Annotated in this window: 32 protein-coding genes and 1 pseudogene; 1 reads left to right on the top strand and 32 read right to left on the bottom strand. The window is 58.2% G+C overall.

Annotated features, from left to right (window positions below; genetic code table 11):
• Positions 1 to 41: 41 nt before the first annotated feature.
• Positions 42 to 2,435: a patatin-like protein gene (locus FMN63_RS23945; RefSeq protein ID WP_148586620.1), complete on the bottom strand. Its 2,394-nt coding sequence runs from the start codon at positions 2,433 to 2,435 to the stop codon at positions 42 to 44.
• A gap of 467 nt (positions 2,436 to 2,902) precedes the next feature.
• Between FMN63_RS23945 and FMN63_RS23940 the strand changes: the two are divergent.
• Positions 2,903 to 3,739, top strand: a pseudogene (locus tag FMN63_RS23940) (adenylate/guanylate cyclase domain-containing protein); the annotation flags it as partial.
• Between the two features lie 20 nt (positions 3,740 to 3,759).
• On the opposite strand, the gene FMN63_RS23935 reads toward FMN63_RS23940, so the two are convergent.
• The 31 genes from FMN63_RS23935 to tuf form a co-directional block, all read right to left on the bottom strand.
• Positions 3,760 to 5,064 (bottom strand): replication-associated recombination protein A, encoded by a 1,305-nt coding sequence (locus FMN63_RS23935; RefSeq protein WP_148586618.1) that lies wholly within the window; start codon positions 5,062 to 5,064, stop codon positions 3,760 to 3,762.
• A gap of 8 nt (positions 5,065 to 5,072) precedes the next feature.
• On the bottom strand, positions 5,073 to 6,524 hold the full coding sequence (locus FMN63_RS23930) for a DegQ family serine endoprotease (RefSeq protein ID WP_286192750.1): 1,452 nt from the start codon (positions 6,522 to 6,524) through the stop codon (positions 5,073 to 5,075).
• 127 nt (positions 6,525 to 6,651) lie between these two features.
• On the bottom strand, positions 6,652 to 8,754 hold the full coding sequence (locus FMN63_RS23925) for a methyl-accepting chemotaxis protein (protein ID WP_148586617.1): 2,103 nt from the start codon (positions 8,752 to 8,754) through the stop codon (positions 6,652 to 6,654).
• Between the two features lie 261 nt (positions 8,755 to 9,015).
• Positions 9,016 to 9,441: a 50S ribosomal protein L17 gene (gene rplQ / locus FMN63_RS23920; RefSeq protein WP_055654713.1), complete on the bottom strand. Its 426-nt coding sequence runs from the start codon at positions 9,439 to 9,441 to the stop codon at positions 9,016 to 9,018.
• Positions 9,442 to 9,522: 81 nt separating this feature from the next.
• The gene (locus tag FMN63_RS23915) at positions 9,523 to 10,545 is read right to left on the bottom strand and encodes a DNA-directed RNA polymerase subunit alpha (protein WP_006936426.1); all 1,023 of its coding nucleotides are present in this window, start codon (positions 10,543 to 10,545) and stop codon (positions 9,523 to 9,525) included.
• A 90-nt stretch (positions 10,546 to 10,635) separates the two neighbouring features.
• A complete protein-coding gene (gene rpsK / locus FMN63_RS23910; protein WP_006936427.1) occupies positions 10,636 to 11,025 on the bottom strand; it encodes a 30S ribosomal protein S11 in 390 nt (129 codons plus the stop codon).
• Between the two features lie 71 nt (positions 11,026 to 11,096).
• Positions 11,097 to 11,465, bottom strand: coding sequence for a 30S ribosomal protein S13 (gene rpsM / locus FMN63_RS23905; RefSeq protein ID WP_148587328.1), 369 nt, complete (start codon positions 11,463 to 11,465; stop codon positions 11,097 to 11,099).
• Between the two features lie 178 nt (positions 11,466 to 11,643).
• A complete protein-coding gene (locus FMN63_RS23900) occupies positions 11,644 to 12,240 on the bottom strand; it encodes an adenylate kinase (protein WP_148586616.1) in 597 nt (198 codons plus the stop codon).
• Positions 12,237 to 13,568 (bottom strand): preprotein translocase subunit SecY, encoded by a 1,332-nt coding sequence (gene secY / locus FMN63_RS23895; protein ID WP_148586615.1) that lies wholly within the window; start codon positions 13,566 to 13,568, stop codon positions 12,237 to 12,239. Before secY ends, FMN63_RS23900 begins: the two co-directional genes overlap by 4 nt.
• 47 nt (positions 13,569 to 13,615) lie before the next feature.
• Entirely contained in the window at positions 13,616 to 14,083 is a 468-nt protein-coding gene (rplO, locus tag FMN63_RS23890) for a 50S ribosomal protein L15 (RefSeq protein WP_148586614.1), read from the bottom strand.
• 22 nt (positions 14,084 to 14,105) lie between these two features.
• Positions 14,106 to 14,303 (bottom strand): 50S ribosomal protein L30, encoded by a 198-nt coding sequence (gene rpmD / locus FMN63_RS23885; protein ID WP_148586613.1) that lies wholly within the window; start codon positions 14,301 to 14,303, stop codon positions 14,106 to 14,108.
• Between the two features lie 41 nt (positions 14,304 to 14,344).
• Complete coding sequence (gene rpsE / locus FMN63_RS23880; protein ID WP_148586612.1) at positions 14,345 to 14,911, bottom strand: 30S ribosomal protein S5; 567 nt, start codon at positions 14,909 to 14,911, stop codon at positions 14,345 to 14,347.
• A gap of 41 nt (positions 14,912 to 14,952) precedes the next feature.
• Positions 14,953 to 15,315 (bottom strand): 50S ribosomal protein L18, encoded by a 363-nt coding sequence (gene rplR / locus FMN63_RS23875; protein WP_148586611.1) that lies wholly within the window; start codon positions 15,313 to 15,315, stop codon positions 14,953 to 14,955.
• 12 nt (positions 15,316 to 15,327) lie between these two features.
• Positions 15,328 to 15,861, bottom strand: a complete 534-nt coding sequence (gene rplF / locus FMN63_RS23870; protein ID WP_148586610.1) for a 50S ribosomal protein L6 — start codon at positions 15,859 to 15,861, stop codon at positions 15,328 to 15,330.
• A gap of 41 nt (positions 15,862 to 15,902) precedes the next feature.
• On the bottom strand, positions 15,903 to 16,301 hold the full coding sequence (rpsH, locus tag FMN63_RS23865) for a 30S ribosomal protein S8 (protein WP_006936438.1): 399 nt from the start codon (positions 16,299 to 16,301) through the stop codon (positions 15,903 to 15,905).
• A 12-nt stretch (positions 16,302 to 16,313) separates the two neighbouring features.
• Positions 16,314 to 16,619, bottom strand: coding sequence for a 30S ribosomal protein S14 (gene rpsN, locus FMN63_RS23860; RefSeq protein ID WP_006936439.1), 306 nt, complete (start codon positions 16,617 to 16,619; stop codon positions 16,314 to 16,316).
• A gap of 21 nt (positions 16,620 to 16,640) precedes the next feature.
• A complete protein-coding gene (gene rplE, locus FMN63_RS23855; protein WP_148586609.1) occupies positions 16,641 to 17,198 on the bottom strand; it encodes a 50S ribosomal protein L5 in 558 nt (185 codons plus the stop codon).
• Positions 17,191 to 17,508, bottom strand: a complete 318-nt coding sequence (rplX, locus tag FMN63_RS23850; RefSeq protein WP_006936441.1) for a 50S ribosomal protein L24 — start codon at positions 17,506 to 17,508, stop codon at positions 17,191 to 17,193. Before rplX ends, rplE begins: the two co-directional genes overlap by 8 nt.
• Positions 17,508 to 17,876 (bottom strand): 50S ribosomal protein L14, encoded by a 369-nt coding sequence (rplN, locus tag FMN63_RS23845; protein ID WP_148586608.1) that lies wholly within the window; start codon positions 17,874 to 17,876, stop codon positions 17,508 to 17,510. The genes rplX and rplN overlap by 1 nt, the downstream gene beginning before the upstream one ends.
• A gap of 68 nt (positions 17,877 to 17,944) precedes the next feature.
• On the bottom strand, positions 17,945 to 18,175 hold the full coding sequence (rpsQ, locus tag FMN63_RS23840; protein ID WP_148586607.1) for a 30S ribosomal protein S17: 231 nt from the start codon (positions 18,173 to 18,175) through the stop codon (positions 17,945 to 17,947).
• A gap of 10 nt (positions 18,176 to 18,185) precedes the next feature.
• Positions 18,186 to 18,386: a 50S ribosomal protein L29 gene (gene rpmC, locus FMN63_RS23835; RefSeq protein ID WP_006936445.1), complete on the bottom strand. Its 201-nt coding sequence runs from the start codon at positions 18,384 to 18,386 to the stop codon at positions 18,186 to 18,188.
• A 21-nt stretch (positions 18,387 to 18,407) separates the two neighbouring features.
• Positions 18,408 to 18,821, bottom strand: coding sequence for a 50S ribosomal protein L16 (gene rplP, locus FMN63_RS23830; protein WP_148586606.1), 414 nt, complete (start codon positions 18,819 to 18,821; stop codon positions 18,408 to 18,410).
• Between the two features lie 47 nt (positions 18,822 to 18,868).
• Positions 18,869 to 19,597, bottom strand: a complete 729-nt coding sequence (gene rpsC / locus FMN63_RS23825; RefSeq protein WP_148586605.1) for a 30S ribosomal protein S3 — start codon at positions 19,595 to 19,597, stop codon at positions 18,869 to 18,871.
• Positions 19,597 to 19,977 carry a 50S ribosomal protein L22 gene (gene rplV, locus FMN63_RS23820; protein ID WP_006936449.1) on the bottom strand — a complete coding sequence of 127 codons (381 nt, stop codon included), beginning with the start codon at positions 19,975 to 19,977 and terminating at the stop codon, positions 19,597 to 19,599. The genes rpsC and rplV overlap by 1 nt, the downstream gene beginning before the upstream one ends.
• Positions 19,978 to 19,979: 2 nt before the next feature.
• A complete protein-coding gene (gene rpsS / locus FMN63_RS23815; protein ID WP_006936450.1) occupies positions 19,980 to 20,258 on the bottom strand; it encodes a 30S ribosomal protein S19 in 279 nt (92 codons plus the stop codon).
• Between the two features lie 12 nt (positions 20,259 to 20,270).
• The gene (gene rplB, locus FMN63_RS23810) at positions 20,271 to 21,101 is read right to left on the bottom strand and encodes a 50S ribosomal protein L2 (RefSeq protein WP_148586604.1); all 831 of its coding nucleotides are present in this window, start codon (positions 21,099 to 21,101) and stop codon (positions 20,271 to 20,273) included.
• 18 nt (positions 21,102 to 21,119) lie between these two features.
• Positions 21,120 to 21,413 carry a 50S ribosomal protein L23 gene (locus tag FMN63_RS23805; protein WP_148586603.1) on the bottom strand — a complete coding sequence of 98 codons (294 nt, stop codon included), beginning with the start codon at positions 21,411 to 21,413 and terminating at the stop codon, positions 21,120 to 21,122.
• Positions 21,410 to 22,030 (bottom strand): 50S ribosomal protein L4, encoded by a 621-nt coding sequence (gene rplD / locus FMN63_RS23800; protein ID WP_148586602.1) that lies wholly within the window; start codon positions 22,028 to 22,030, stop codon positions 21,410 to 21,412. Before rplD ends, FMN63_RS23805 begins: the two co-directional genes overlap by 4 nt.
• Complete coding sequence (rplC, locus tag FMN63_RS23795; RefSeq protein ID WP_148586601.1) at positions 22,030 to 22,740, bottom strand: 50S ribosomal protein L3; 711 nt, start codon at positions 22,738 to 22,740, stop codon at positions 22,030 to 22,032. The genes rplD and rplC overlap by 1 nt, the downstream gene beginning before the upstream one ends.
• Before the next feature lie 23 nt (positions 22,741 to 22,763).
• Positions 22,764 to 23,072, bottom strand: coding sequence for a 30S ribosomal protein S10 (gene rpsJ, locus FMN63_RS23790; RefSeq protein WP_006936455.1), 309 nt, complete (start codon positions 23,070 to 23,072; stop codon positions 22,764 to 22,766).
• A gap of 73 nt (positions 23,073 to 23,145) precedes the next feature.
• Positions 23,146 to 24,336 (bottom strand): elongation factor Tu, encoded by a 1,191-nt coding sequence (gene tuf, locus FMN63_RS23785; protein ID WP_148586591.1) that lies wholly within the window; start codon positions 24,334 to 24,336, stop codon positions 23,146 to 23,148.
• Positions 24,337 to 24,359 lie beyond the last annotated feature (23 nt).

Raw genomic sequence — 24,359 nt, 5'->3', positions numbered from 1 at the left:
CACGTCAAGGAATCACTTGCCAAATAATGACCTTCAGCCGCTCAAACGCTCGCCACCACATGGGCGAAGTCGGGATAGATCGACCGGATCAGCTTGTCGATGCGCTCAATTTCCTCAGGTATTTCAGAAAGTTTGCCGCGCTCTTCTTCCAGAACCGCCAGAAAGATCCGCGCACGCGCCTGATTGATCTGAATCTGCGGCAAAGTGCCCTCACCCGCTGCAGACAACACGATACTGACCAGCCTGTCCGCCGCGTTGAGGCGTCCCCACAGATAGTCATGTTCCCGCCACCCCCGATTGAAGAAGGCGCCGAAGGTGTTCAGGGCTTTGCCCTTGAGGTCGAAGCCCTCCGTGTAAAGGCTGGCGGCGTCCGTAGGGCTGATCCGGTCAACCAGAATTTCGGTGACCTCTGAAAAGTCGTTCCGCTGCAACACCGGAAAGGTGATCAGATCGAAAAACCCGAACCCGATATAGGTGCCCATCAGGGAGGTGTGCCGCTTTTTGTCGAGCAGATTGCGGGCCGTATCGGCGAAAAGCTCGTCCTGCAAGCGGTCCAGGTCGGCAAGCCCCATCATCTGCGTCAGCGATGCAAGCATGGGCCCCACATGCTCGGCAACGTTCGAGCTGCCCGCCTCAACCGCACGCACGAAGGCCTCTGCCAACTCACGACTGCGGCCGCCGAAGAACCCGTCGGTCCAGCGCCACCCAAGGTGGTCGATCTGCTCGTAGAGCAGCCCCTTCATCTGATCGAGCGCCTCAAAATCGGGAGGCGGCAGGTCGGAGCCAGAGCGATAGCTGTAGAATCCGTTGAGCTTGCGGACTGCAAAGCGCAGCCGGCGTATCCGGTAATCGACATCAAGTCCACGCAGGAAGGCAACCACATGCGGATCGGTACGGCCCAGCACATCCTTGCTCTCGGTGGTCAAACGGCTGATGTGACGAGAATAGAGCCCCAAGATTGCCTCTTCCTGGTCCCGCACCTTTGGCAATCCGCTGAGCCGCGCCGTTAGACCGGCCAGTCGCTCTGCCAGGGAATACAGCTTCAGGGACTGATAATTGAGAAAGGCGAATCCTGCCTGCTCGAACGCCGCCACTGTCGCCCGCTTGCGGCAGTTTGACAGAATGTCCGGCGTTACGCGCCGCCGCTTGGGCAAAATGCCGGAGACGGCTTTTTCGACCATCGGGCCGGCGTCATCGATCAACTGCGACAGCCAGCGGCTGCGCCGGTTATTCTGTTCCAGCTCTTTCAGATCATCGCCGATGGGCTCGTTGCGTGGAATATGGGCGAGCGAAGCCAGGATCACCCGAAAGAAGCCCGGCAATTCGGAAATGGTGCTGTCCGTTTCCACCGGAACAACGGGCGACGGATCCACGTAGATGAGCCGCCGGGCCACTTCCCGCGCAGCCGGACGATCCTGAATAACGTCGATCACGGGAGCAAACGGCTTGTTCATCACCACACTGCCGTCGACAAAACAGTGGTGTCCGGCCGTCTCGGCTGTCAGATTCAGCCGTCTTGCGAGAAACAAATCACGGTTGCGCCACGTCAGATCATGATCGGCCAGCACCCGTTCCATTTCCGCAACCGTCGCAGGTGGAAACGCCCCCGGAAAAGACGACGTCGCGCGGGCAGCGAACACAATTTCGGGAATGCTGTCCGTGTCGAACTGGCTTTCGACATACCCCGGCATCCTGTGGGCGGCGTGGAACTTCAGGATGCGCCGATGATCCCACTCCTCGACATAGTCCGGATCATCAAGATGAATGCGCCGCTTGATGCCGTTGTAATCGGTGATGGTGACAAACAGATCCAATGTCTGCCCGCGTGGGATAAGGCTGCGACCCGGCACCGCGTCAGCCTCCATCTTCTTGCAGGCGTCCAGCATCCAGCTGATGAACCGTTCGCCGGAAAAGGGCGGCGTGAACCACCTCGCCTGCATGAACAGCCGCAGCTTTTCGCGCGTTTCCGCACTTTCGATCTGTTTCGTCAAACGGGTTGAAATGAGCTGATCCAGAACGGGCGAAATGGAGATCTTCAAATATCGGGACAGACCGGGCTGCGGCCGCGCCAGACGCGTGACGTCGGCATTTTTCAGCCACAGCTCGCTGTGGCTGTCGAGTGGCAGGTCATGAGTGATGGCCCGTGCCAGCATGATGCCGTTGACACCGCCCGCGGACGCCCCGGCAATTGCGTCGACCACCACACGAATATCGGCAACAGACGACAACAGATCGAGAAGATCCTTGTAGGCGCTTTGAACGGGTGGCAGATCCTGATCCGGCGCTTTCTGCGCAGCCCCGTTCGATTTGCGGTCAAGACGGCAGCTCGACGCCCGTACGAGATTGAGGATCTCCCGGCTGACGCCATGCATATAGATGGCAAGCGAAACCCCGCCATAAAACACCAGCGCCAATCTGAGTTCGATTTCCTTCATGAGGTCACCGCGGAGATCATGTTGAAAGTCCTAGCACAAAAGAGTGGCTACATTCTTTATCTGGCCGTGCTTTCCATACGCCAATCAAGACATGGCGGAACTATGCTCTCGCCCGTTCACTTCCGTGCAAACATAATTTGACAACAGAGCCTTCCGGGAAACCTGAGCCGGGCAACCGGGAGCACTTTTCCCCCGCCTGCCCTGTGTATTTCGCTAAGATGGTCCACAGTTCCAAGTGTGATTCTCAAAAGTTCAGCGCTATAACCCTCTGACTGTGACCCGACCTTTCGACGCGGAATAAAATGGCCAAAAGTGTAGATGAAGCTGCCCAGAGTTCAGATGAAACCGGGCAAGCTGACAAGACAAACTCCCTGCAATCCTTGCAGGAAGAAAACGACTATCTGCGCTCCGAGCTTGAAGATCTGAAACTGCTCTATGAGGCCACCATCGAGCATGGCGAAGCGGTCGAGGACCAGCTTGCGGACCAGTCCAACAAACTTGAGGCTCTGTCCCGTCAGCTCGCCAAATACCTGTCTCCACAGGTTTACAAGTCCATTTTCGAGGGTCGTCAAGAAGTCAAGATCGAGTCTTCCCGCAAAAAGCTGACGGTGTTCTTTTCCGATATTGCCGATTTCACTGAAACGGCGGACCGGCTTGAATCGGAAGAACTCACAGCGATCCTGAACCAGTATCTGACGGAGATGTCGAACATCGCCCTGCGCTACGGCGCAACCATCGACAAATACGTCGGCGACGCCATTCTGATCTTCTTTGGAGATCCGGAAACACGCGGCGTCACCGAAGATGCGCTCGCCTGTGTGCGTATGGCCATCGATATGCAGGAGCGCATGAAAGCGCTGCAAGGCGCCTGGCGGGAAGCGGGTATTTCGAAGCCGATGAAATGCCGGATGGGCATCCACACGGACTATTGCACCGTGGGCAATTTCGGCAGCGAGGACCGGCTTGACTACACCATCATCGGCCGTGGTGTGAACACCGCGTCCCGGCTGGAAAGCCTTGCCACTCCGGGCTCGGTCCTGATCTCCTTCGAAACCTATTCCCAGGTTAAGGAGCACATCAAATGCGCGGAAAATGGTGAGGTAAACGTCAAGGGTATCGCCTATCCGGTTACCACCTATGAAGTGATCGGGCTGAAAGACCCCGCACCGGTCAAGGATGAACTGGACCTGGTGTCACACCAGCTGGAGAAAATATCCGCGTCACTGCTTCCGGAGGACCGGGAGAAGCTGATCGCCACTCTCAAGAGTGCGCTCGACCGTCTGACGTCTACTAAAACCACCTGAGGCACCCGCAGCGGAAAGGTTCAGCTACGCTCCTTGCGCCGCTTGTCCCAGAATTCCAGGCGCTTTCTCAATTCCCGTTCGAAGCCTCTTTGCGGCGGATCGTAGTAGGTCTTGCGCCCCATCTGCTCCGGAAAATAATCCTGACCGGAAAAGCCATCGGGCGCGTCGTGATCGTACTGGTAGCCGTCGCCGTAACCTTCCTGCTTCATCAGTTTGGTGGGTGCATTGAGGATATGCTTGGGCGGCAGCAGTGAGCCGCTGGATTTTGCATCCCGCATCGCGGCCTTGTAGGCCACATAGGCGCCGTTCGATTTTGGCGCGGTTGCCAGATAGATCACCGACTGCGCAAGCGCCAGCTCCCCTTCCGGCGACCCGAGCATCTGATAGGCATCGCGTGCGGCATTGGCCTGCACGAGCGCATTGGGGTCGGCAAGCCCGATGTCCTCAACCGCCATGCGGATCAGGCGGCGCGCCAGATAGAGCGGATCTTCTCCGCCGTCCAGCATGCGGCAGAACCAGTAAAGCGCGGCATCAGGATCCGAACCGCGCACGGACTTGTGCAACGCGGAGATCAGATTGTAGTGCCCATCGGCACTCTTGTCGTAGATCGGCGCCCGTCTCTGGACAATTTCCTGAAGGCGTTCAGCATCGAACACTTCTTCCTCACCGGCGGCACGCCAGACATCCTCGGCCAGGGTCAAGGAAGACCGGCCGTCACCGTCGGCCATACGGATCAGCACTCTGCGCGCTTCTTCATCAAGCGGCAGTTTGCGCTCTTCCAACTCCTCGGCTCTGGCCAGAAGCTTCTCGATTGCCATCGCCGACAGGGAGTGAAATGTCATCACGTGCGATCGGGACAACAATGCCGCATTGAGCTCAAACGACGGATTTTCCGTGGTCGCACCGACCAGCGTGATTGTGCCGTCCTCCATCACGGGCAGAAAGCTGTCCTGCTGTGCCCGGTTGAATCGGTGGATCTCGTCGACGAACAGCAGTGTGGCCCGGCCGCTCAAACGCCGCGCCCGCGCCGCTTCAAACACCTTCTTCAGATCCGAAACGCCGGAAAAGATCGCGGAGATCTGCTCGAACGCGAGGTCCGTTTCGTTGGCCAGCAACCGGGCAATGGTTGTTTTACCGGTGCCGGGAGGCCCCCAGAAGATCAACGAGCCGAGCGTCCGGGTCTTGAGCATCCGCGACAGCGTGCCTTCCGGCCCGAGCAGATGATCCTGCCCGACAACATCGGTCAGCCTGGTCGGGCGCATCCGGTCCGCAAGTGGCCGCGGACCAGACTGGCTCAATCCGGAAGCTTCAAACAGATCGCTCACACCAGCCCCTAACCGCGCAGGATGATCTGCGAGACCTTGCCGTCCCGCTCGATATCGATCTGCCACAGACGTGGCGGCTTCTTCGTGACGTTTTCCAGCATCCGGGTGGTCTCAATCGCCTTCTGATTGATGCCCCGGATGATGTCACCAGGGCGAAGCCCCACCCGGTCCGCCGTGCTGCCACGCTTCACCTCGGCGATAGCGACACCGTCGAACAGCCCTTCAAGCCCGAGTTCTTCCGAAACAGCCGGCGAAAGGTTCATCACCGTCGCCCCTTCGAAGGGCGAATATTCGACAAGTTCCCGCGTGTCCCGCGGAACGGTTTCCGGCGCGGGTTTCAGGGCGACCGTCAGATGCTGCTCCTTACCACTCCGAAGGACCACGAAGTCGGTTTCTTCACCGATCATCTTTGTCGCAAATCGATACCCGAAGGAATTGGGATCGGTCACTTCCTTGCCGTCGACGGCAATCACCAGATCGCTGACGCGAAGCCCTGCTTCAAGGGCCGGCGAACCTTCGAAAACCGCTGTCACCAGAACACCTTGCGGCCTGTCAAGAGAGAGCGCTTCGGCAATTTCCGCATTCACCAATTGCACCGTCGCCCCCAGCCAGGGCCGCTGAACCTTGCCGCCATGATCGGCGGCCTCTGCGACAAACCGGGCCATATGCGCCGGAATGGCAAAGCCGATGCCGTTGGACCCGCCGGAGCGTGAATAGATGGCCGAGTTGATGCCGACCAGCTTGCCGGTCATGTCGACGAGCGCGCCACCGGAGTTACCCGGGTTGATCGCCGCGTCTGTCTGGATGAAGAACTGAAAGTCCGTGACGCCGACCTGGGTTCGGGCCGTAGCGGAGACGATGCCCTGTGTCACCGTCTGGCCGACACCGAACGGGTTGCCAATGGCAAGCACGATGTCGCCAACTTCCAGACTATCGGAATCCGCAAAATCGATGCTTTCGAACGGGCCCTCGCCGCGGATCTTCAGAACTGCTAGGTCTGTGCGCTCATCCATGAGGACGATGTCCGCATCGAATTCCCTCCGGTCGTTCAAGGCGACACGCACTTCGTCCGCGTCCTTGATCACATGGTGATTGGTGATCACCGTACCGTCAGAGGAAATGATGACACCGGACCCGAGGGAGGATTCCACCCGCTGGCGCGGCCTGTCGTTTCCGCCGGGCTGACCGAAGAACCTGCGGAAGAACGGATCGTCCATGAAAGGAGACACCTGCCGACGCTGAACCACCTTCCGGCTGGCGTAAACGTTGACCACTGCCGGCGCGACCTTCTTCACAATGGGCGCAAAAGACAGTTTGATCTGCGCGTCGCTCTGCGGCACCAGGCGCAGATCGGCCGGAGACGGCTGCACGGACTGGGCAAACGCGGCAGACACCCCAATCACGCCAGCCAGGGCGGCAACGACTAGGGGACGCATAATGCTGGTCAGAACCAGGCGCATGGCGGGAGCCTCTTTCTCGAATCTTCTCATACCCATCGCGATACATGGCAGATAGGGAGGAAAAGAGGCAAATACAAAAGGGCCGCCGGTTTTCCGGCGGCCCTTTTTTCAGTCAGTGAATGCGTCTTTAAGCCGAACGAACCTGCGCAAGGAAGCTGCGGACTTCGTGATCGAGTTCTTCCGCCTTCGTCGCCATGTCCGCGGCTTCTTCGGAGAAGTTCTGCGCGGCCATGTTGGTGTCGTTGGACAGTGAGGAAACGTTGCGGATGTCCTCGGTCACCTTGGAGGTGCCACCGGCCGCCCGCTGGGTGTTTTCCGCAATGCCCTGTGTCGCATAGCTCTGCTCGGTGACAGCAGCGGCGACTTCGCTCACCGAATTGGTGATTTCATCGATCGTCTTCTGAATGTCACCGATCGCATCGACTGCATCGTCGGTGGCGCCACGGATGGCATCGATCTGCTGCTGGATTTCACCGGTTGCCTTGCCTGTCTGGGCCGCAAGGTCCTTGACCTCGGAGGCAACCACCGCAAAGCCCTTGCCCGCCTCACCCGCACGTGCGGCTTCGATCGTGGCATTGAGCGCCAGAAGGTTGGTCTGATCGGCAATATCGGAAATCAACGTTATGACTTCTCCAATCCTGTTGGCGGCTTCCGCAAGCGAGCGAACAGTTTCGTTGGTCGTCTCTGCGCGCTTGGTGGCTTCCGCAGCAACGCTGGAGGACCGTTCGATCAGGGTCGAGATTTCCTGGATCGAACTGGAGAGCTGATCGGAGGCTGCTGCGATCGATTCCACTTCCGCTAGGGTTTCTTCGGACATGGTTGCCGCATTGGCGGAGGTTTCTCCGGCAATGTCAGTCATGCTCCGCATCTTGTTGGCCGACTCGCGAAGGCTTGCAGCAGTATGCGCAACCTTGTCCACAACAGTCCCCACGGTCGCCTCGAAGTCACCCGCGAGACTTGCCAGCATCTGCTGACGCTGTTCGGCCTGACGCCTGGCATCGTCGGCTTCCTCTGCAGCCCGGCGCTCGTTGTCCTCCGCCGCATTCTGACGGATCTGAAGGACAGCCCTGCCAATGTCGCCAATTTCGTCCTTCCGCTTTGCAGCCTTGATCTCCGCATCGAGATTACCCGAAGCAATCTCGGAGAGGGCTCCAACCAGCGTGGTCAGGGGACGGGTGATCGACTGGGAGAAGAACAGCGCGATGACGGCAGCCACGGCAATGGCTGCCAGTGACCAAAGGAACATCTGGTCACGCATGCGGGTGACGGCAGAAAGAGTTTCTTCAACGCTCTTTTCGGCAACAATCGCCCAGTTCTGCCCTTGGAAGGAAAGCGGACGGGCAACAACCAGATCGTCAACGCCATCAGCCCCCTGAACGATACCGGCAGATTCGGTGCCGGCGGCAGCTTCAAGCGCCGGTTCGGCCGCAACAGTGGCATTCAGCGCTGTCGGCGCACCGGCCAAGGGCATATCGCTCAGCACGACGCCATCCTGGTTGATCACATAGACCTGCCCGGTTTCACCCAGATCGTCGCGGTTCGCCACGACGTCGCTCAGAAAATCGGAATCGATCCGCATGACAGCCACACCGCTGAGGCTGATTGTTCCGAAGGAATTGGAAAACACGGGCGATGCCATAAACAGGGACCCATCGCCGCCTGCTGGCGCGTAGGGAGAAAACATGCTGGCAGCGATCTCGCCCTCGCCCAGTTCCTTGGCGGCATTGAAAACCGTCTCCAGACCAGTGCCTTCGGCAACACTGCCTTCGCCGAACTTGGACAGGAACTCATCACCCTTGGTCACGGAATAGAGCACGAGACCTTCGGTATCAATCAGATAGAGATCGGCAAAGCCGCCGTTCTTCCAGACGTTGTAGAAAGCCGGGTGCGCCTCGGTGTGGCGCCAGGCGTACATTGTCTTTTGTTCCTTGCCTGTCACCTCGGCGCGTTCTTCTGGTGTCAGCGGCGCCTGGAACAGCGCAAGAATTTCTTCCTTTTCCTTGGCAAGGTTCATGGTCGCATTGCCAAGATTGCTCAAGGGATCGGACACGCTGGACGCCAGATTGACAATCTGGGATTCAGCGGAATGCAAGCGGGATTGCAGCAGCGCGTTGCGCGCTGTGATGACCATGCCGAGCTCGGCTTCCGCCGCTTGCTGCAAGCCGTCACGACCGCTCATGTAGCCGATGACGCCCACAGCCGCACAAGCTGCAACCGTAATCACGATCATCAAAGCGGGAATAACAAAAGAAAGCCTAAGAGAAGGCGACCTTTTCCTAGAAACGGAATTCGTTTTCGCTGTCACGGTAATTCTCCCCCAACCACCTCCAATGGTCAGGAGGCACGGGCGCAACCTAAGCAGTTTTCCTTAAATCATTGATAATCGGGGTCTCAATATTCGAAACGGAATCGTCAATTTTGACAGTCGCTTGAACAACAAAAAAGGCGGGCAATTCTGCCCGCCTCTTTGATTTGCCAAGAAGGCAAATTGTTACGCTGCGTTTTCAGCTGCTTCTTCAGCTTCTACGCGGGCGCGATCTTCAGCACCGCGTGCTTCCGGGTCACGGTCGACCAGCTCGATGACAGCCATCGGAGCATTGTCGCCATAGCGGAAACCGGCTTTCAGCACGCGGGAATAACCGCCGCTGCGGTCCTTGTAACGCTCACCGAGCGTTTCGAACAGCTTGGCAACCATAGCCGCATCGCGAATCTGCGAAATGGCCTGACGGCGTGCATGCAGGTCACCGCGTTTGCCCAGTGTGATGAGCTTGTCGATGATCGGCTTCATTTCTTTAGCCTTCGGCAGTGTCGTTACGATCTGTTCGTGCTTGATCAGCGACGCTGCCATGTTCGCGAACATAGCCTTACGGTGGCTAGAGGTCCGGTTGAGCTTGCGGCCGGATTTACCGTGGCGCATGGCCCTCTCCTTTTTCTTTCAGGCAGTCAGTTCTTCTGGTTGAACTCTTGCCCGGTTGATCCTCACAGGACGCGTACGCCCTTAGTACTGATGGTCTTCGTAGCGCTTCGCGAGATCATCGATGTTCTCAGGCGGCCAGTTGGCGACTTCCATGCCGAGATGGAGACCCATCTGAGCGAGAACTTCCTTGATTTCGTTCAGCGACTTGCGGCCGAAATTCGGGGTCCGCAGCATTTCCGCTTCGGTCTTCTGAATGAGATCGCCAATATACACGATATTGTCGTTCTTCAGGCAGTTTGCAGACCGCACAGACAGTTCCAGCTCGTCGACCTTCTTCAGAAGCGCAGGGTTGAAAGCCAGTTCCGGGACGCTGTCCTCGGCGACTTCACGCTGCGGCTCTTCGAAGTTGACGAAGATGGAGAGCTGATCCTGCAGAATGCGTGCCGCGAATGCCACGGCGTCTTCCGGCTTGACGGAACCATCGGTTTCGACAGTCAGGGTCAGCTTATCATAGTCAAGAACCTGGCCTTCACGGGTGTTTTCCACCTTGTAGGAGACCTTCTTGACCGGAGAGTAGAGGCTGTCGACCGGGATCAGGCCAATCGGCGCATCTTCCGGACGGTTCCGGTCCGAAGAATGATAGCCCTTGCCAGTGTTGACGGTGAATTCCATGCGGATTTCAGCGCCTTCATCCAGCGTGCAGAGCACCAGTTCCGGATTGAGAACCTCAACATCGCCAACAGTCTGGATATCGCCGGCGGTGACAACACCAGGTCCCTGTTTGCGCACGACCATGCGCTTGGGGCCTTCGCCTTCCATACGGATAGCGATTTCCTTGATATTCAGTACGATGTCGGTGACATCTTCCCGGACACCCGGGATCGACGAGAACTCATGCAGAACGCCATCGATCTGAACGGCAGTCACGGCGGCGCCCTGCAGCGAAGACAGCAGAATACGGCGCAGCGCGTTGCCAAGGGTCAGACCGTAGCCACGCTCAAGAGGCTCGGCAACGACAGTTGCCAAGAAGCGCGGATCTTCGCCCGGCTTGATCTCGAGTTTGGTCGGCTTGATCAGTTCTTGCCAGTTTTTTTGAATGGTCACGTTTTCGTCCCTTCGGCTATCCCGCCCAGCGGTTCAACGCCAGGCCATTCTTTGCCATTTGGAGAAACAAGTACCTAAAGCTGGGAAGCCTTAGACGCGGCGACGCTTACGCGGACGGCAGCCGTTGTGCGGAATCGGCGTCACGTCACGGATGGACGTGATCAGGAAACCGGCAGCCTGCAGGGCGCGCAAAGCAGATTCACGACCCGAACCCGGACCGCGTACTTCCACTTCAAGGGTGCGCATGCCGTGCTCGGCAGCTTTTTTCGCAGCATCTTCCGCAGCAACCTGGGCAGCGTACGGAGTGGACTTACGGGAACCTTTGAAACCGAGTGCACCGGCGGACGACCAAGAAATCGCATTTCCCTGTGCGTCGGTGATCGTGATCATGGTGTTGTTGAACGTGGAGTTCACATGCGCAACGCCAGAAGAAATGTTCTTGCGCTCGCGGCGACGCACGCGCGTCGTGTCTTTAGCCATTCTCTTATCCTTGTTTTGATCTCTTCACTGCCGTAATGCCGGCAGCTCCACCACCAATCCAGGCAGGGTAATTATTTCTTCTTACCTGCGATCGGTTTAGCCGGACCCTTGCGGGTACGTGCGTTCGTATGCGTCCGCTGACCGCGAACCGGCAGGCCGCGGCGGTGACGCAGGCCGCGGTAGCAGCCAAGGTCCATCAGACGTTTGATGTTCATTGCGGTCTCACGACGCAGGTCACCTTCAACGAGGTAATCGCGGTCGATGGTTTCGCGGATGGACAGGACTTCTGCGTCAGAAAGCTCGTTCACGCGGCGGGCAGCATCGATGTTGTTCTTCTCGATGATTTCCTGGGCGAATTTCGCGCCAATGCCGTGAATATACTGAAGCGCAATGATTACGCGTTTGTTCGTCGGGATGTTAACGCCAGCAATACGTGCCACGTTCGTCTCCATGATTACGCGGCCAGACATGGTCTTGCCGCAGGTTATAATGCCCGCGTCCGGTGGAGTCCGGCCCTTGCGGGTACGAAAATGCCGGGGTACCCCCGGCACAGAGAATGCCGGCCCCACATACATGGAACCGGCTTAACTGTAAGGTAGAGCGGGTCCTTTACCGGCTCTAAACCTTTTCGTCAAGTCCTTGAAGAACGGAATCTATTGAGGCCGTAACTTCATCGATAGACTGCATGCCGTCGATGACGGAAAGATGACCTGTCTTCTCGTAATACGGCACAACAACTGCGGTATCGCGGTTATAGGCTTCAAGACGCTGCTTGAAGACTTCCGGGTCATCGTCCTTGCGCACCGGCTGCCCCGCAGCCTGTGCATCAGCGGCACGTTTGATGATCCGGTCGACCAGCTTGGACTGGTCTACGCGCAGTTCCAGGACGGCGTTCAGTTTCAGGCTGTTTGCTTCCAGCATCTCGTCAAGCGCTTCGGCCTGTGCAAGCGTGCGCGGGAAGCCATCGAGAATGAAACCGTTCTTGGCATCTTCTTCGGCGATCCGGTCGCGGATGATACCGACGACGATCTCATCCGAAACAAGTCCGCCCGCGTCCATTACTTCCTTGGCTTTGAGGCCTACCGGGGTCCGGGACGCGACAGCAGCTCGCAACATGTCTCCGGTAGAGAGTTGCGGAATGCCGTATTTCGCAACGAGATGCGCTGCCTGTGTTCCCTTCCCCGCTCCTGGCGGTCCAACCAGAATAAGCCTCATCTACGCCTCCCACTCAATTTCGCTTTTTTCACCAGACCCTCATATTGATGCGCAAGCAAGTGGCCCTGGATCTGTGACACGGTATCCATCGTCACGCTTACGACAATCAACAAAGAGGTGCCACCGAAATAGAACGGAACGCCCGTCGCCGAAATAAGGAATTCGGGTAATAGACAAACGACGGTGATGTAAATGGCACCGACCACCGTAATGCGCGTCAGAACGTAGTCGATATATTGGGCGGTACGCTCACCGGGGCGAATGCCCGGAATGAACCCACCGTGTTTCTTCAGGTTGTCAGCCGTATCGCTCGGATTGAAAACGATGGCCGTGTAGAAGAAACAGAAAAACACGATCATTGCGGCATAGGCCACCATGAACAGCGGCTGACCATGCCCAAGCGCAGCCGTGATATACGTCAGCCACTCGTTGCCGGAGCCCTGGCTGAAACCGCCGATGGTGGCCGGAACAAGCAGAAGCGACGACGCAAAGATCGGCGGAATGACACCTGCGGTGTTCAACTTCAGCGGCAGGAACGAGGTGTTGCCCTCGAACATGCGGTTGCCCATCTGGCGCTTGGGATACTGGATCAGAAGCCGGCGCTGAGCCCGCTCCATGAACACGATCAGCGCAATCACAACCACGGCCAGAATCAGCACACCGAGAATCAACAGGGTCGACAGAGACCCCTGACGGCCGAGTTCAAGCACATTGACCAGTGCCACCGGCAGACCGGCAACGATGCCGGCAAAGATGATCAGCGAAATACCGTTACCAATGCCACGCGACGTGATCTGCTCGCCAAGCCACATCAGGAACATGGTTCCGCCGACGAGCGTCAGCACCGTGGATCCGCGGAAGAACCAGCCAGGATCGGTCACAACGCTGGCAGCCCCTTCCAAACCCACCGCAATACCGTAAGCCTGGAACGCTGCCAGGATAACAGTGCCGTAGCGCGTATACTGGTTGATGACCTTCCGGCCCTGCTCGCCGTCCTTTTTCAGCTGCTCAAGGGACGGCACAACGGTCGTCATGAGCTGCATGATGATGGAAGCGGAAATATACGGCATGATGCCGAGAGCGAAGATCGCCATGCGCTGAACGGCACCGCCGGAGAACATGTTGAACATGCCGATGATGCCGGACTGGGCCTGATTGAAGGCCTGCGCAAAGGCGTCCGGATTGATGCCGGGCAAGGGAATGTAAGTGCCCAGTCGATAAACCAAAAGCGCCCCCAGTGTGAACCAGATGCGCTTTTTGAGTTCTTCAGCCTTGGCGAAAGCTGAGAAATTGAGATTTGACGCCAGTTGCTCGGCGGCCGATGCCATGCCCTACTCCGGAATGCTTGCCCAGGAAATGGGTGAAGCCCAGGCTGTTAAGCCTGAGCTCCCTGTACGGCAACCTTGCCGCCTGCTTTTTCAATCGCTGCGACAGCGCCCTTGGAGGCACCGGCAACTTCAAAGGTCACTGCAACGGTGAGTTCACCGTTGGCAACGATGCGCACACCGTCACGGACCCGCTTGACAACACCAGCTGCCTTCAGCGCTTCGACGGTAACCGTCTCGGACGCATTCAGCTTGCCTGCATCAATCGCCTTCTGAACACGGCCAATGGACACGGTATTGTAGTCCTTGGCAAAAATGTTCGTGAAGCCGCGCTTCGGCAGACGGCGGTGAAGCGGCATCTGACCGCCTTCAAAACCTTTGATGGCAACGCCGGAACGGGATTTCTGACCTTTGACACCACGGCCACCGGTCTTGCCCTTGCCGGACCCGATGCCACGACCGACGCGCATGCGATCCGGTGTGGCACCTTCGTTGTCACGAAGTTCGTTGAGCTTCATGTTCTATCTCCTCACCCCGTTCTTACGCGTTGTCTTCGACGACGCGAACGAGATGCTGGACCTTATTGATCATGCCGCGCACCTCAGGAGTGTCCTTCAGTGTGGAACGGCGGTGCATCTTGTTCAGTCCGAGACCGACGAGCGTCGCGCGCTGGTCCTTAGGACGGCGCAGCGGGCTGCCGATCTGTTCGACCGTAACAGTGTTTTCGGTGTTCGCCATGGAACGTACCCTCTCTCAGCTGGGGACCGGAGCCGCTAAGGTCAAGCCTCAGCGGCAGCCGAAGCCGCCTCATCGTTGTTGTCACGACGGCGGGACTGCAGCACGGAGACCTTGAGGCCACGGCGGGCAGCGACGGAACGCGGGCTGTCTTCCTTGGTCAGCGCAGCGAAAGTTGCACGAACCATGTTGTAGGGGTTGGAAGTCCCCAGAGACTTGGCCACAACGTCCTGGACGCCGAGCGTTTCGAAAACGGCACGCATCGGGCCGCCTGCGATGATACCGGTACCGGCCGGAGCTGCACGCAGCAAAACCTTGCCAGCGCCATGACGGCCTTCCACATCGTGGTGGAGCGTCCGGCCTTCGCGAAGCGGTACACGGATCATCGTGCGCTTTGCTGCTTCAGTTGCCTTACGGATGGCTTCCGGCACTTCACGTGCCTTGCCATGACCGAAGCCGACACGGCCCTTCTGGTCACCAACCACAACAAGTGCTGCGAAGCCGAAACGACGGCCACCCTTGACCACTTTCGCAACGCGGTTGATGTGAACGAGCTTGTCGACGAATTCGCTGTCTCGCTCGTCGCGATCGCGATTTTCATGTCTCGCCATATTATACGTCTTCCGTTCTTAAGAGCGCCAACGGGCGCTGGTCAGAATTCAAGTCCACCGTCGCGGGCTGCATCAGCAAGCGCTTTTACGCGCCCATGAAACTGATATCCGCCACGGTCGAACACGACCTGCTTTACGCCAGCGGCAGCAGCACGCTCGGCGACAAGCTTGCCAACGGCTGCGGCTGCAGCGACGTCGGCGCCCGTTTTCAGGCTGCCCTTGAGATCTGTTTCGATCGTTGAAGCAGAGACAATCGTATGTCCCTTCGCATCGTCGATGATCTGGGCGTAGATCTGCTTCGACGAGCGGAAGACAGAAAGGCGCGGACGACCGTTCGCGGCTTTCTGAATCGAACGGCGCACGCGATCGCGGCGGCGCTCGAAAGCTTGTTTGCTGTTCGCCATGATCTGGGTCCGTTACTTCTTCTTGCCTTCTTTGCGGACGATGAACTCGCCTGCATAACGAACGCCTTTGCCCTTGTAGGGCTCCGGCGGGCGGAAATCGCGGATCTCAGCAGCTACCTGACCGACGCGTTGTTTGTCGGTACCGGTGATGCTGATTTCCGTTGGTTTCGGGCACACAATATCGATGCCATCCGGAATCGGATAGACGACGTCATGAGAGAAACCGAGCGCCAGCTGAAGGTTTTTACCCTGGACCTGAGCGCGATAACCAACACCGGTAATAGCGAGGTCTTTCTTGAAGCCCTCGGTTACACCGGTGATCAGGTTCGCGACCATGGTGCGGCTCATACCCCACATGGAGCGAGCCGGCTTGGTGCCGTTGCACGGATCGATTTTGATCCCATCATCCGTCATTTCGGCCAGAACCAGATCGTTGAGCATGAAAGACTTTTCGCCTTTCGGGCCCTTGATCGTAACCGTCTGACCGTCGATCGATGCCGTTACCCCGCTTGGCACGGGGACTGGCTTTTTGCCAATACGAGACATATGACCAACCTTGTCGTTGTTTTAAAAGTGAGGATGCCGCATCAGAAGACGCGGCACAGTACCTCACCACCTACGTTTTCGTCCCGCGCCTGATGGTCGCTCATGACGCCACGCGGGGTCGAAATGATCGACACGCCCAGGCCATTGGAGACATGCGGGATGTTTTTCACCGACGAGTACACGCGGCGGCCCGGCTTGGACACACGTTCAATCGTGCGAATAACCGGTTCACCGTCGAAATACTTCAATTCGATTTCCAACTCGGACTTACCGCCCTCGTATTCAACCGTGGTGTAGCCACGGATGTACCCCTCTTTTGCAAGCACATCAAGTACATGTGCACGCAATTTGGAATTTGGTGAGCTGACCTTGTTCTTGCGACGCATTTGCGCGTTGCGAATGCGGGTCAGCATATCCCCCAACGGATCAGAAATTGCCATCGGAGTTTCTCCTTACCAGCTCGACTTGACCAGGCCCGGGATCTTGCCCAGGGAACCCAGTTCACGAAGCGCAATACGCGACATCTTCAGCTTGCGATAAAAACCGCGCGGACGGCCGGACACTTCGCAACGGTTGCGAACGCGGTTCGGCGCGGAATTCCGCGGCAGTTTCGCCAGCTTCAGGCGTGCGTTGTACCGCTCTTCCAGGGACAGGCTTTCATCTTTAGCCAGTGCCTTCAGGGCAGCGCGCTTCTCAGCGTATTTCTTGACAAGCTTCTCGCGGCGCTTGTTTTTTTCGATTGCGCTTTTCTTCGCCATCGTCGATCCCTTCCTTGCCCGTTACTTCGTGAACGGGAAGTTGAACGCGCGCAGAAGCTCGCGTGCTTCGTCGTCATTCGGCGCCGTGGTGCAGATGATCACGTCCATGCCCCAGATCTGGTCGACCTTGTCGTACTCGATTTCCGGGAACACGATGTGTTCTTTGATGCCCATGGCGTAGTTGCCGCGACCGTCGAAGCTCTTCGGATTCAGGCCGCGGAAGTCACGTACGCGCGGCAGCGCGATGGTGATCAGGCGATCCATGAATTCGAACATCTGCTGGCGGCGCAGGGTAACCTTTGCGCCAAGCGGCATGCCTTCGCGGACCTTGAAGGTCGCGATGGATTTTTTCGCTTTGGTAATAACCGGCTTCTGACCGGCAATCAGTGCCAGATCGTCTGCAGCAATGCGAGCCTTCTTGGAATCGCTGACCGCTTCGCCGACACCGACGTTGAGCACGATCTTTTCCAGCTGCGGAACCTGCATGACGTTCTTGTACTGGAACTTTTCCATAAGCTGCTTGCGCACAACTTCGTCATAGTGCGTCTTCAGACGCGGCACGTTAGTGGTCTCAGCCATCGATCAGGTCTCCCGAACGCTTGGCCACACGGACCTTGGTGCCATCGTCCTGCACTTTGAAGCCGACTCGCGTTGCCTTGCCGTCCTTCGGATCGGCCAGCGCGACGTTGGAAAGATGAATCGGAGCTTCCTTAGCCACGATGCCAGCTTCCTGCGTCTGGGTCTGCTTCTGGTGGCGGCGAACCATGTTGATGCCGCGGACCAGGGCTTTGTTGTCAGCCGGCAGCATCTGAATGACTTCGCCGGACTTACCCTTGTCACGGCCGGTCAGCACGACCACCGTGTCGCCTTTTTTAATTTTCGCAGCCATCAGAGCACCTCCGGCGCGAGCGAAATGATTTTCATATGGTTCTTTGCACGGAGTTCACGCGGTACCGGTCCGAAGATACGGGTGCCGATCGGCTCCTTGTTATTGTTGACCAGCACGGCCGCATTGCGGTCGAACCGGATCACGCTGCCATCGGGACGGCGGATATCCTTAGCCGTGCGCACGACGACAGCCTTCATCACGTCGCCCTTTTTGACGCGGCCCCGCGGAATTGCCTCTTTCACGGAGACGACGATGATGTCGCCTACATGGGCATATTTACGCTTGGAGCCGCCGAGCACTTTGATGCACATGACACGACGAGCGCCGGAATTATCGGCGACGTCGAGGTTTGTTTGCATCTGAATCATGACTGGCTGCCTTGTTCTTCTGATGGCGCTCGGGTTACGGGCGCCTGATGCTCACTAATGGAGAGCGGTCACTGAGCGACCACGGTCCAACGTTTGTTTTTCGAAATCGGCGCGCATTCTTCGATCTGAACAATGTCGCCAACCTTGTATTGGTTGCTCTCGTCGTGTGCGCGGTACTTCTTGGTCCGGCGCACAGTCTTCTTAAGCAGCGGGTGCGTGAAGCGGCGCTCCACATTCACCGTCACCGTCTTGTCATTGGCGTCGCTGACAACGGTGCCCTGCAGGATACGCTTCGGCATGGCCGTCTCCTTACGCGTTCGCCGACACGCGCTTTTCGCGCATGATCGTCTGGATACGTGCGATGTCGCGGCGGATCTGCCGGACACGCGCGGTGTTTTCAAGCTGACCCGTAGCCCGCTGGAAGCGCAGGTTGAACTGCTCTTTCTTCAGGCCTTCAAGCTCACTACGGAGCTCGTCGAGGGTCTTAGCCCGTACATCGGTAGCCTTCATGGCTCTAACTCCTCGCCTGCCCTACTCGCCGATACGCTGAACGAAACGGCATTTGATCGGCAGTTTGGCTGCAGCAAGACGCATAGCTTCACGCGCAATGTCTTCCGGCACACCATCGATTTCGAACATGATCCGGCCCGGCTTGACACGGCAAGCCCAGTAATCCGGAGAACCCTTACCTTTACCCATGCGGACTTCAGCAGGTTTCGAGGAAACCGGGAGGTCCGGGAAGATGCGGATCCAAACACGACCCGCACGCTTCATGTGGCGGGTCATAGCACGGCGGGCCGCTTCGATCTGACGTGCCGTAACACGCTCCGGCTCCATAGCCTTCAGACCGAATGCGCCGAAGTTGAGGTCAGTGCCTCCCTTCGACAAGCCGTGGATGCGGCCCTTGTGCTGCTTGCGGAACTTTGTGCGCTTCGGTTGCAGCATCGTTCTTCTCTCGTCTTTCTTAAGTTACGAGCGGCAGGCAGCTTGAATTAAGCTGCGCGCTCGCGGCCCCGATCCCGGCGTCCGCCGCGATCACCCTGGTTGCCTTCAGAAGCAGCGGTCGCACGGCGTTCAGACGCCATCGGATCGTGTTCCAGAATTTCACCCTTGAAGATCCAGACCTTCACACCGCACACGCCGTAAGCCGTGTGAGCGCTAGCAACACCGTAGTCGATGTCGGCACGCAGAGTGTGAAGCGGGACGCGGCCTTCGCGGTACCATTCGATACGCGCAATTTCCGCACCGCCGAGACGGCCACCGCAGTTGATACGGATGCCCTGGGCACCGAGACGCATGGCGGACTGAACGGCCCGTTTCATGGCGCGACGGAAAGCAACACGGCGTTCCAGCTGCTGGGCAATCGACTGTGCGACCAGGGTCGCGTCGATTTCCGGCTTGCGCACTTCAACGATGTTGAGGTGCACTTCGGAATTGGTGATGTCGGCGATCTTCTTGCGAAGACGCTCGATATCGGCGCCCTTTTTACCGATGACCACACCCGGACGACCCGAGTGAATGGACACGCGGCACTTCTTGTGCGGGCGTTCGATAACAACCTTGGAAACTGCAGCCTGCTTAAGTTCTTTCAGCAGGAACTCACGGATGCGGAAATCTTCGTGCAGAAGATCACCATATTCGTTCTTGTTCGCGAACCAGCGGCTATCCCAGGTGCGGTTGATCCCGAGGCGCATGCCGATCGGGTTTGTCTTATGTCCCATCAGGCAGTCTCCTCAACTTCGCGCACGACGATGGTCAGGTTCGAGAACGGCTTCTCGATCCGGCCAACACGGCCACGTGCACGGGCCTGGAACCGCTTGATCACAAATGCCTTGCCGACATGTGCTTCAGCAACCACCAGGTTGTCGATGTCCAGGTCATGGTTGTTTTCCGCGTTGGCAATCGCGGACATCAAGGTCTTCTTGACGTCCTGCGCAATGCGCTTGCGGGAGAATGTCAGATCCGCAATCGCGGACCCGACTTTTTTACCACGGATCGAAGCCGCAACGAGGTTCAGCTTGCGCGGAGAAACGCGCAGCATGCGGGTCATTGCCCGGGCCTCATTGTCAGCGAGCGTCCGCTCACGCTTCGGCTTGCCCATCGTTACTTCCTCTTCGCCTTCTTGTCGGCGCCGTGTCCATAATAGGTCCGGCTCGGCGAGAACTCGCCAAACTTGTGACCGATCATTTCTTCAGACACCAGCACCGGAACGTGCTTTTGACCGTTGTAGACGCCGAAGGTCAAACCGACGAACTGCGGCAGGATGGTAGAGCGGCGGCTCCAGGTCTTGATGACCTCGCTCCGGCCGGACTCACGGACCTTGTCCGCTTTCTTCAGCAGATACCCGTCGACAAACGGACCTTTCCAGATCGAACGTGCCACGATCCTTGCCCTTTACTTCTTCGCGTGACGGCTGCGGACGATAAACTTATCAGTCTGCTTATTGCGCCGCGTACGCTTACCTTTGGTCGGTTTACCCCAAGGAGTAACCGGATGACGACCGCCGGAGGTCCTGCCTTCACCACCACCATGAGGGTGATCGATCGGGTTCATGGCAACACCGCGAGTGTGCGGACGAATGCCAAGCCAGCGGGAACGGCCTGCTTTACCCAGGTTAACGTTGGCGTGGTCCGGGTTGGACACAGCGCCAATGGAAGCCATGCAGGTTCCGAGCACACGGCGCTGCTCGCCAGACATCAGGCGCAGCGTGGTGTAGCCCTGGTCGCGGCCGACGATCTGTACGAACGCGCCTGCCGAACGAGCGATCTGGGCGCCTTTGCCCGGCTTCAGCTCGACATTGTGCACGATCGTGCCAACCGGAATGCGAGCCAGAGGCGCAGCATTGCCCGGTTTCACGTCGACGTTTTCACCGGCAACAACGGTGTCGCCAGCAGCCAGGCGCTGAGGCGCCAGGATGTAGCTCAGTTCACCGTCTTCGTAACGGATGAGAGCAATGAATGCGGTCCGGTTCGGATCGTATTCAAGGCGCTCGACCGTAGCCGGAACGTCCCATTTACGCCGCTTGAAGTCGACAAGACGGTAAGACCGCTTGTGACCGCCACCGCGGTTCGGAGACGTCAGGCGGCCGGTATTGTTGCGGCCACCGGACTTGGACAGGCCTTCGGTCAGGGTCTTGACCGGCTTGCCTTTCCACAGACCAGAGCGATCAACTTGAACCAGCTGACGGCGGCCTGGGGACGTCGGGTTGAATGTCTTAAGTGCCATTTTTCTTAAGTCCCCGTCTTAGAGCCCGGTGGTCACGTCGATACCGTGACCTTCCTGCAGCGTTACGACGGCCTTCTTGTAGTCGGACTGCCGGCCGATGCGACCCCGGAAGCGCTTCACCTTGCCCTTGCGGACCAGGGTGTTCACTGCCGTGACCTTCACACCGAACAGTGCTTCCACTGCGGCCTTGATTTCCGGCTTCGTTGCATCATTGGCAACTTTGAAGACAACCTTGTTCTCTTCGGAAGCCATCGTCGACTTTTCGGTGATCACCGGGCCAACGATTTTGTCGTAGTGAGGAAGTTTGCTCATTTAAAGCGCTCCTCAAGTGCGGACACCGCAGCCTTCGTCAACACCAGGGTGTTGGCACGCAGGATGTCGTAAACGTTGATGCCCTGAACCGGCAGCACATCCAGATGCGGAATGTTGCGGGACGCCAGAGCGAAGTTTGCATCGACTTCAGCACCATCAATGATCAGAGCGCTGGTCAGGCCGAGCTTGGAGAGCTGTGCCTTGAGCGCCTTGGTCTTTGCTTCGGCAGCCTTCGCGTCTTCAACAACAACGATGCTGTCTGTCTTGGCTTTCGCCGACAGGGCATGCTTCAGGCCGAGGGCGCGAACCTTCTTCGGCAGCTCATGGCTGTGGTCGCGAACGACCGGGCCAAATGCTCTGCCGCCACCGCGAAACTGCGGGGCCTTCTTGTTGCCGTGACGTGCGCCGCCGGAGCCTTTCTGGCGGACGAATTTCTTCGTCGTGCCGGAAACTTCCGAACGGCCCAGAGTCTTGTGGGTGCCTGCCTGGCGCTTGGCCAACTGCCAACGCACCACACGGTGGATCAAATCGGTGCGCGGCTCGAGACCGAAGATCTCGTCAGACACCGTGATCGAACCGGCCGCCCCACCTTCGAGGGTCTTGACCTGGAGTTCCATCACTCACTCTCCTTCCCGGCAGCCGCAGTCGCTTCGGTTGCTTTGAAAGCACCCGGAACCGGAACGTTTTCCGGCAGCGCCTTTTTGATCGCGTCGCGGACCAGGATCCAGCCGCCCTTGGCGCCCGGAACAGAGCCCTCGACCATGATCAGGCCACGCTCAACATCAGTGCGCACAACCTTCAGGTTCTGCGTGGTCACGCGGGCATCACCCATGTGACCGGCCATTTTCTTGCCCTTGAACACGCGGCCCGGGTCCTGACACTGACCGGTAGAACCGTGCGAACGGTGCGAGATCGAGTTACCGTGCGTTGCACGGCCACCACCGAAGTTGTGACGCTTCATGGCACCGGCAAAACCCTTACCGATAGAAGTGCCGGTCACGTCGACAAACTGGCCTTCGACGTAGTGGTCAGCAGTCAATTCCGCACCAACGTCGATGAGGTTTTCCGCGGAAACGCGGAATTCGGCCACGGTCCGCTTCGGCTCGACCTTTGCAACAGCAAAGTGGCCGCGCAGTGCCTTCGGCGTATTCTTTACTTTACGGCTACCTGCACCGAGCTGCAGCGCAGTGTAACCATTTTTTTCGTCAGTCCGGTGGGCTACCACCTGGCAATTTTCCAGCCGCAGAACGGTGACCGGAACATGCTCGCCTGCATCGTTATAGATGCGGGTCATGCCCACTTTCTGAGCGATCACTCCAGAACGCATGGATGTGTCCCCTTCGACCCGGCTTAGAGCTTGATCTCGACGTCGACACCAGCGGCGAGGTCGAGCTTCATCAGCGCGTCCACGGTCTGCGGTGTCGGATCAACGATATCGAGAAGACGCTTATGCGTACGCATCTCGAACTGATCGCGGCTTTTCTTATCAATATGCGGTCCGCGAAGCACGGTGTACTTCTCAATCCGCGTCGGCAGCGGCACGGGACCCCGTACCTGAGCACCGGTCCGCTTGGCCGTATTGACGATCTCCTTGGTGGAGGCGTCGAGAATACGGTGGTCAAACGCCTTGAGGCGGATCCGGATATTCTGACCGTTCATTGTTGTTGTTCCCAATAAGACTGCGGGCCTGCCCGCGTTTCACTTCAAAATCACCGGCAGGCCCGGCTGTCGATTATTCGATGATGGATGCGACGACGCCGGCACCGACGGTACGGCCACCTTCGCGGATAGCGAAGCGCAGGCCTTCTTCCATCGCGATCGGCACGATCAGCTCAACGTCAACGGAGACGTTGTCGCCCGGCATCACCATTTCCGTGCCTTCCGGCAGGGACACCACACCAGTCACGTCCGTCGTACGGAAGTAGAACTGCGGGCGGTAGTTGGTGAAGAACGGGGTGTGACGGCCACCTTCTTCTTTCGTGAGGATGTAAGCCTCAGCCTTGAACTTCGTGTGCGGGGTAACAGTACCCGGCTTGCAAAGAACCTGGCCACGCTCAACGTCTTCACGACCGATACCACGGATCAGGGCGCCGATGTTGTCGCCTGCTTCACCGCTGTCCAGCAGCTTGCGGAACATTTCAACGCCGGTAACCGTCGTCTTCTTGGTATCCTTGATGCCGACGATTTCAACTTCTTCGCCGACCTTGATGATGCCGCGCTCAACACGACCGGTCACAACCGTACCACGGCCAGAGATCGAGAAGACGTCTTCGATCGGCATCAGGAACGGAAGGTCCTTCGGACGTTCCGGGGTCGGGATGTATTCGTCGACCTGAGCCATCAGCTCACGGATCGCATCGCGGCCGATGGCCGGATCGCGGTTCTCAACGGCTGCCAGCGCAGAACCCTTGACGATCGGAATGTCGTCGCCCGGGAATTCGTAGGAAGACAGCAGTTCACGGATTTCCATTTCGACGAGCTCGAGAAGCTCTTCGTCGTCGACCTGGTCAACCTTGTTCATGAACACGACCAGAGCCGGAACACCAACCTGGCGAGCCAGGAGGATGTGTTCGCGGGTCTGCGGCATCGGGCCGTCAGCGGCAGAACACACCAGGATCGCGCCGTCCATCTGCGCAGCACCGGTGATCATGTTCTTGACGTAGTCGGCGTGACCAGGGCAGTCCACGTGAGCGTAGTGACGGTTTTCCGTCTCATACTCAACGTGTGCCGTGGAGATGGTGATGCCGCGGGCCTTTTCTTCAGGCGCGCCGTCGATTTCGTCGTAAGCTTTTGCAGTCGCACCGCCGGTTTCAGCCAGCGTCATGGTGATTGCTGCGGTCAGCGTCGTCTTGCCGTGGTCAACGTGGCCAATCGTGCCAATGTTAACGTGCGGCTTATTGCGCTCAAATTTTTCTTTCGCCATCGGATTACTCCGTTTCTCTAGTT

Origin of the sequence: Stappia sp. BW2 (assembly GCF_008107695.1) — a bacterium.
In the GTDB taxonomy this organism is placed as follows: Bacteria; Pseudomonadota; Alphaproteobacteria; order Rhizobiales; family Stappiaceae; genus Roseibium.
The sequence above is the reverse complement of the archived record's forward strand: the minus strand, read 5'-3'. Positions and strand labels throughout refer to the sequence as shown.

Excerpts from the sequence above, each read along its gene's own strand:
- rplF (WP_148586610.1), bottom strand. The coding sequence starts at position 15,861 with ATGTCTCGTATTGGCAAAAAGCCAGTCCCCGTGCCAAGCGGGGTAACG.
- rplC (WP_148586601.1), bottom strand. The coding sequence starts at position 22,740 with ATGCGTTCTGGAGTGATCGCTCAGAAAGTGGGCATGACCCGCATCTAT.
- rplP (WP_148586606.1), bottom strand. The coding sequence starts at position 18,821 with ATGCTGCAACCGAAGCGCACAAAGTTCCGCAAGCAGCACAAGGGCCGC.
- rpsH (WP_006936438.1), bottom strand. The coding sequence starts at position 16,301 with ATGGCAATTTCTGATCCGTTGGGGGATATGCTGACCCGCATTCGCAAC.
- FMN63_RS23925 (WP_148586617.1), bottom strand. The coding sequence starts at position 8,754 with ATGATCGTGATTACGGTTGCAGCTTGTGCGGCTGTGGGCGTCATCGGC.
- rpmC (WP_006936445.1), bottom strand. The coding sequence starts at position 18,386 with ATGAAGGCTACCGATGTACGGGCTAAGACCCTCGACGAGCTCCGTAGT.
- rpsJ (WP_006936455.1), bottom strand. The coding sequence starts at position 23,072 with ATGAACGGTCAGAATATCCGGATCCGCCTCAAGGCGTTTGACCACCGT.
- FMN63_RS23900 (WP_148586616.1), bottom strand. The coding sequence starts at position 12,240 with ATGAGGCTTATTCTGGTTGGACCGCCAGGAGCGGGGAAGGGAACACAG.
- rpsC (WP_148586605.1), bottom strand. The coding sequence starts at position 19,597 with ATGGGACATAAGACAAACCCGATCGGCATGCGCCTCGGGATCAACCGC.
- FMN63_RS23805 (WP_148586603.1), bottom strand. The coding sequence starts at position 21,413 with ATGAGCAAACTTCCTCACTACGACAAAATCGTTGGCCCGGTGATCACC.
- FMN63_RS23930 (WP_286192750.1), bottom strand. The coding sequence starts at position 6,524 with ATGCGCCTGGTTCTGACCAGCATTATGCGTCCCCTAGTCGTTGCCGCC.
- rplN (WP_148586608.1), bottom strand. The coding sequence starts at position 17,876 with ATGATTCAGATGCAAACAAACCTCGACGTCGCCGATAATTCCGGCGCT.
- rplO (WP_148586614.1), bottom strand. The coding sequence starts at position 14,083 with ATGAAGCTCAACGAACTTCGTGACAACGAAGGTGCCACACCGGATCGC.
- rpsE (WP_148586612.1), bottom strand. The coding sequence starts at position 14,911 with ATGGCGAGACATGAAAATCGCGATCGCGACGAGCGAGACAGCGAATTC.
- rpsN (WP_006936439.1), bottom strand. The coding sequence starts at position 16,619 with ATGGCGAAGAAAAGCGCAATCGAAAAAAACAAGCGCCGCGAGAAGCTT.
- rplR (WP_148586611.1), bottom strand. The coding sequence starts at position 15,315 with ATGGCGAACAGCAAACAAGCTTTCGAGCGCCGCCGCGATCGCGTGCGC.
- rplQ (WP_055654713.1), bottom strand. The coding sequence starts at position 9,441 with ATGCGCCACGGTAAATCCGGCCGCAAGCTCAACCGGACCTCTAGCCAC.
- rplD (WP_148586602.1), bottom strand. The coding sequence starts at position 22,030 with ATGGAACTCCAGGTCAAGACCCTCGAAGGTGGGGCGGCCGGTTCGATC.
- rpsK (WP_006936427.1), bottom strand. The coding sequence starts at position 11,025 with ATGGCTAAAGACACGACGCGCGTGCGTCGCCGCGAGCGCAAGAACATT.
- rpmD (WP_148586613.1), bottom strand. The coding sequence starts at position 14,303 with ATGGCGAACACCGAAAACACTGTTACGGTCGAACAGATCGGCAGCCCG.
- rplV (WP_006936449.1), bottom strand. The coding sequence starts at position 19,977 with ATGGGCAAGCCGAAGCGTGAGCGGACGCTCGCTGACAATGAGGCCCGG.
- secY (WP_148586615.1), bottom strand. The coding sequence starts at position 13,568 with ATGGCATCGGCCGCCGAGCAACTGGCGTCAAATCTCAATTTCTCAGCT.
- rpsQ (WP_148586607.1), bottom strand. The coding sequence starts at position 18,175 with ATGCCGAAGCGTATCCTGCAGGGCACCGTTGTCAGCGACGCCAATGAC.
- rplX (WP_006936441.1), bottom strand. The coding sequence starts at position 17,508 with ATGGCTGCGAAAATTAAAAAAGGCGACACGGTGGTCGTGCTGACCGGC.
- rplB (WP_148586604.1), bottom strand. The coding sequence starts at position 21,101 with ATGGCACTTAAGACATTCAACCCGACGTCCCCAGGCCGCCGTCAGCTG.
- FMN63_RS23945 (WP_148586620.1), bottom strand. The coding sequence starts at position 2,435 with ATGAAGGAAATCGAACTCAGATTGGCGCTGGTGTTTTATGGCGGGGTT.
- rplE (WP_148586609.1), bottom strand. The coding sequence starts at position 17,198 with ATGGCTGAGACCACTAACGTGCCGCGTCTGAAGACGCACTATGACGAA.
- tuf (WP_148586591.1), bottom strand. The coding sequence starts at position 24,336 with ATGGCGAAAGAAAAATTTGAGCGCAATAAGCCGCACGTTAACATTGGC.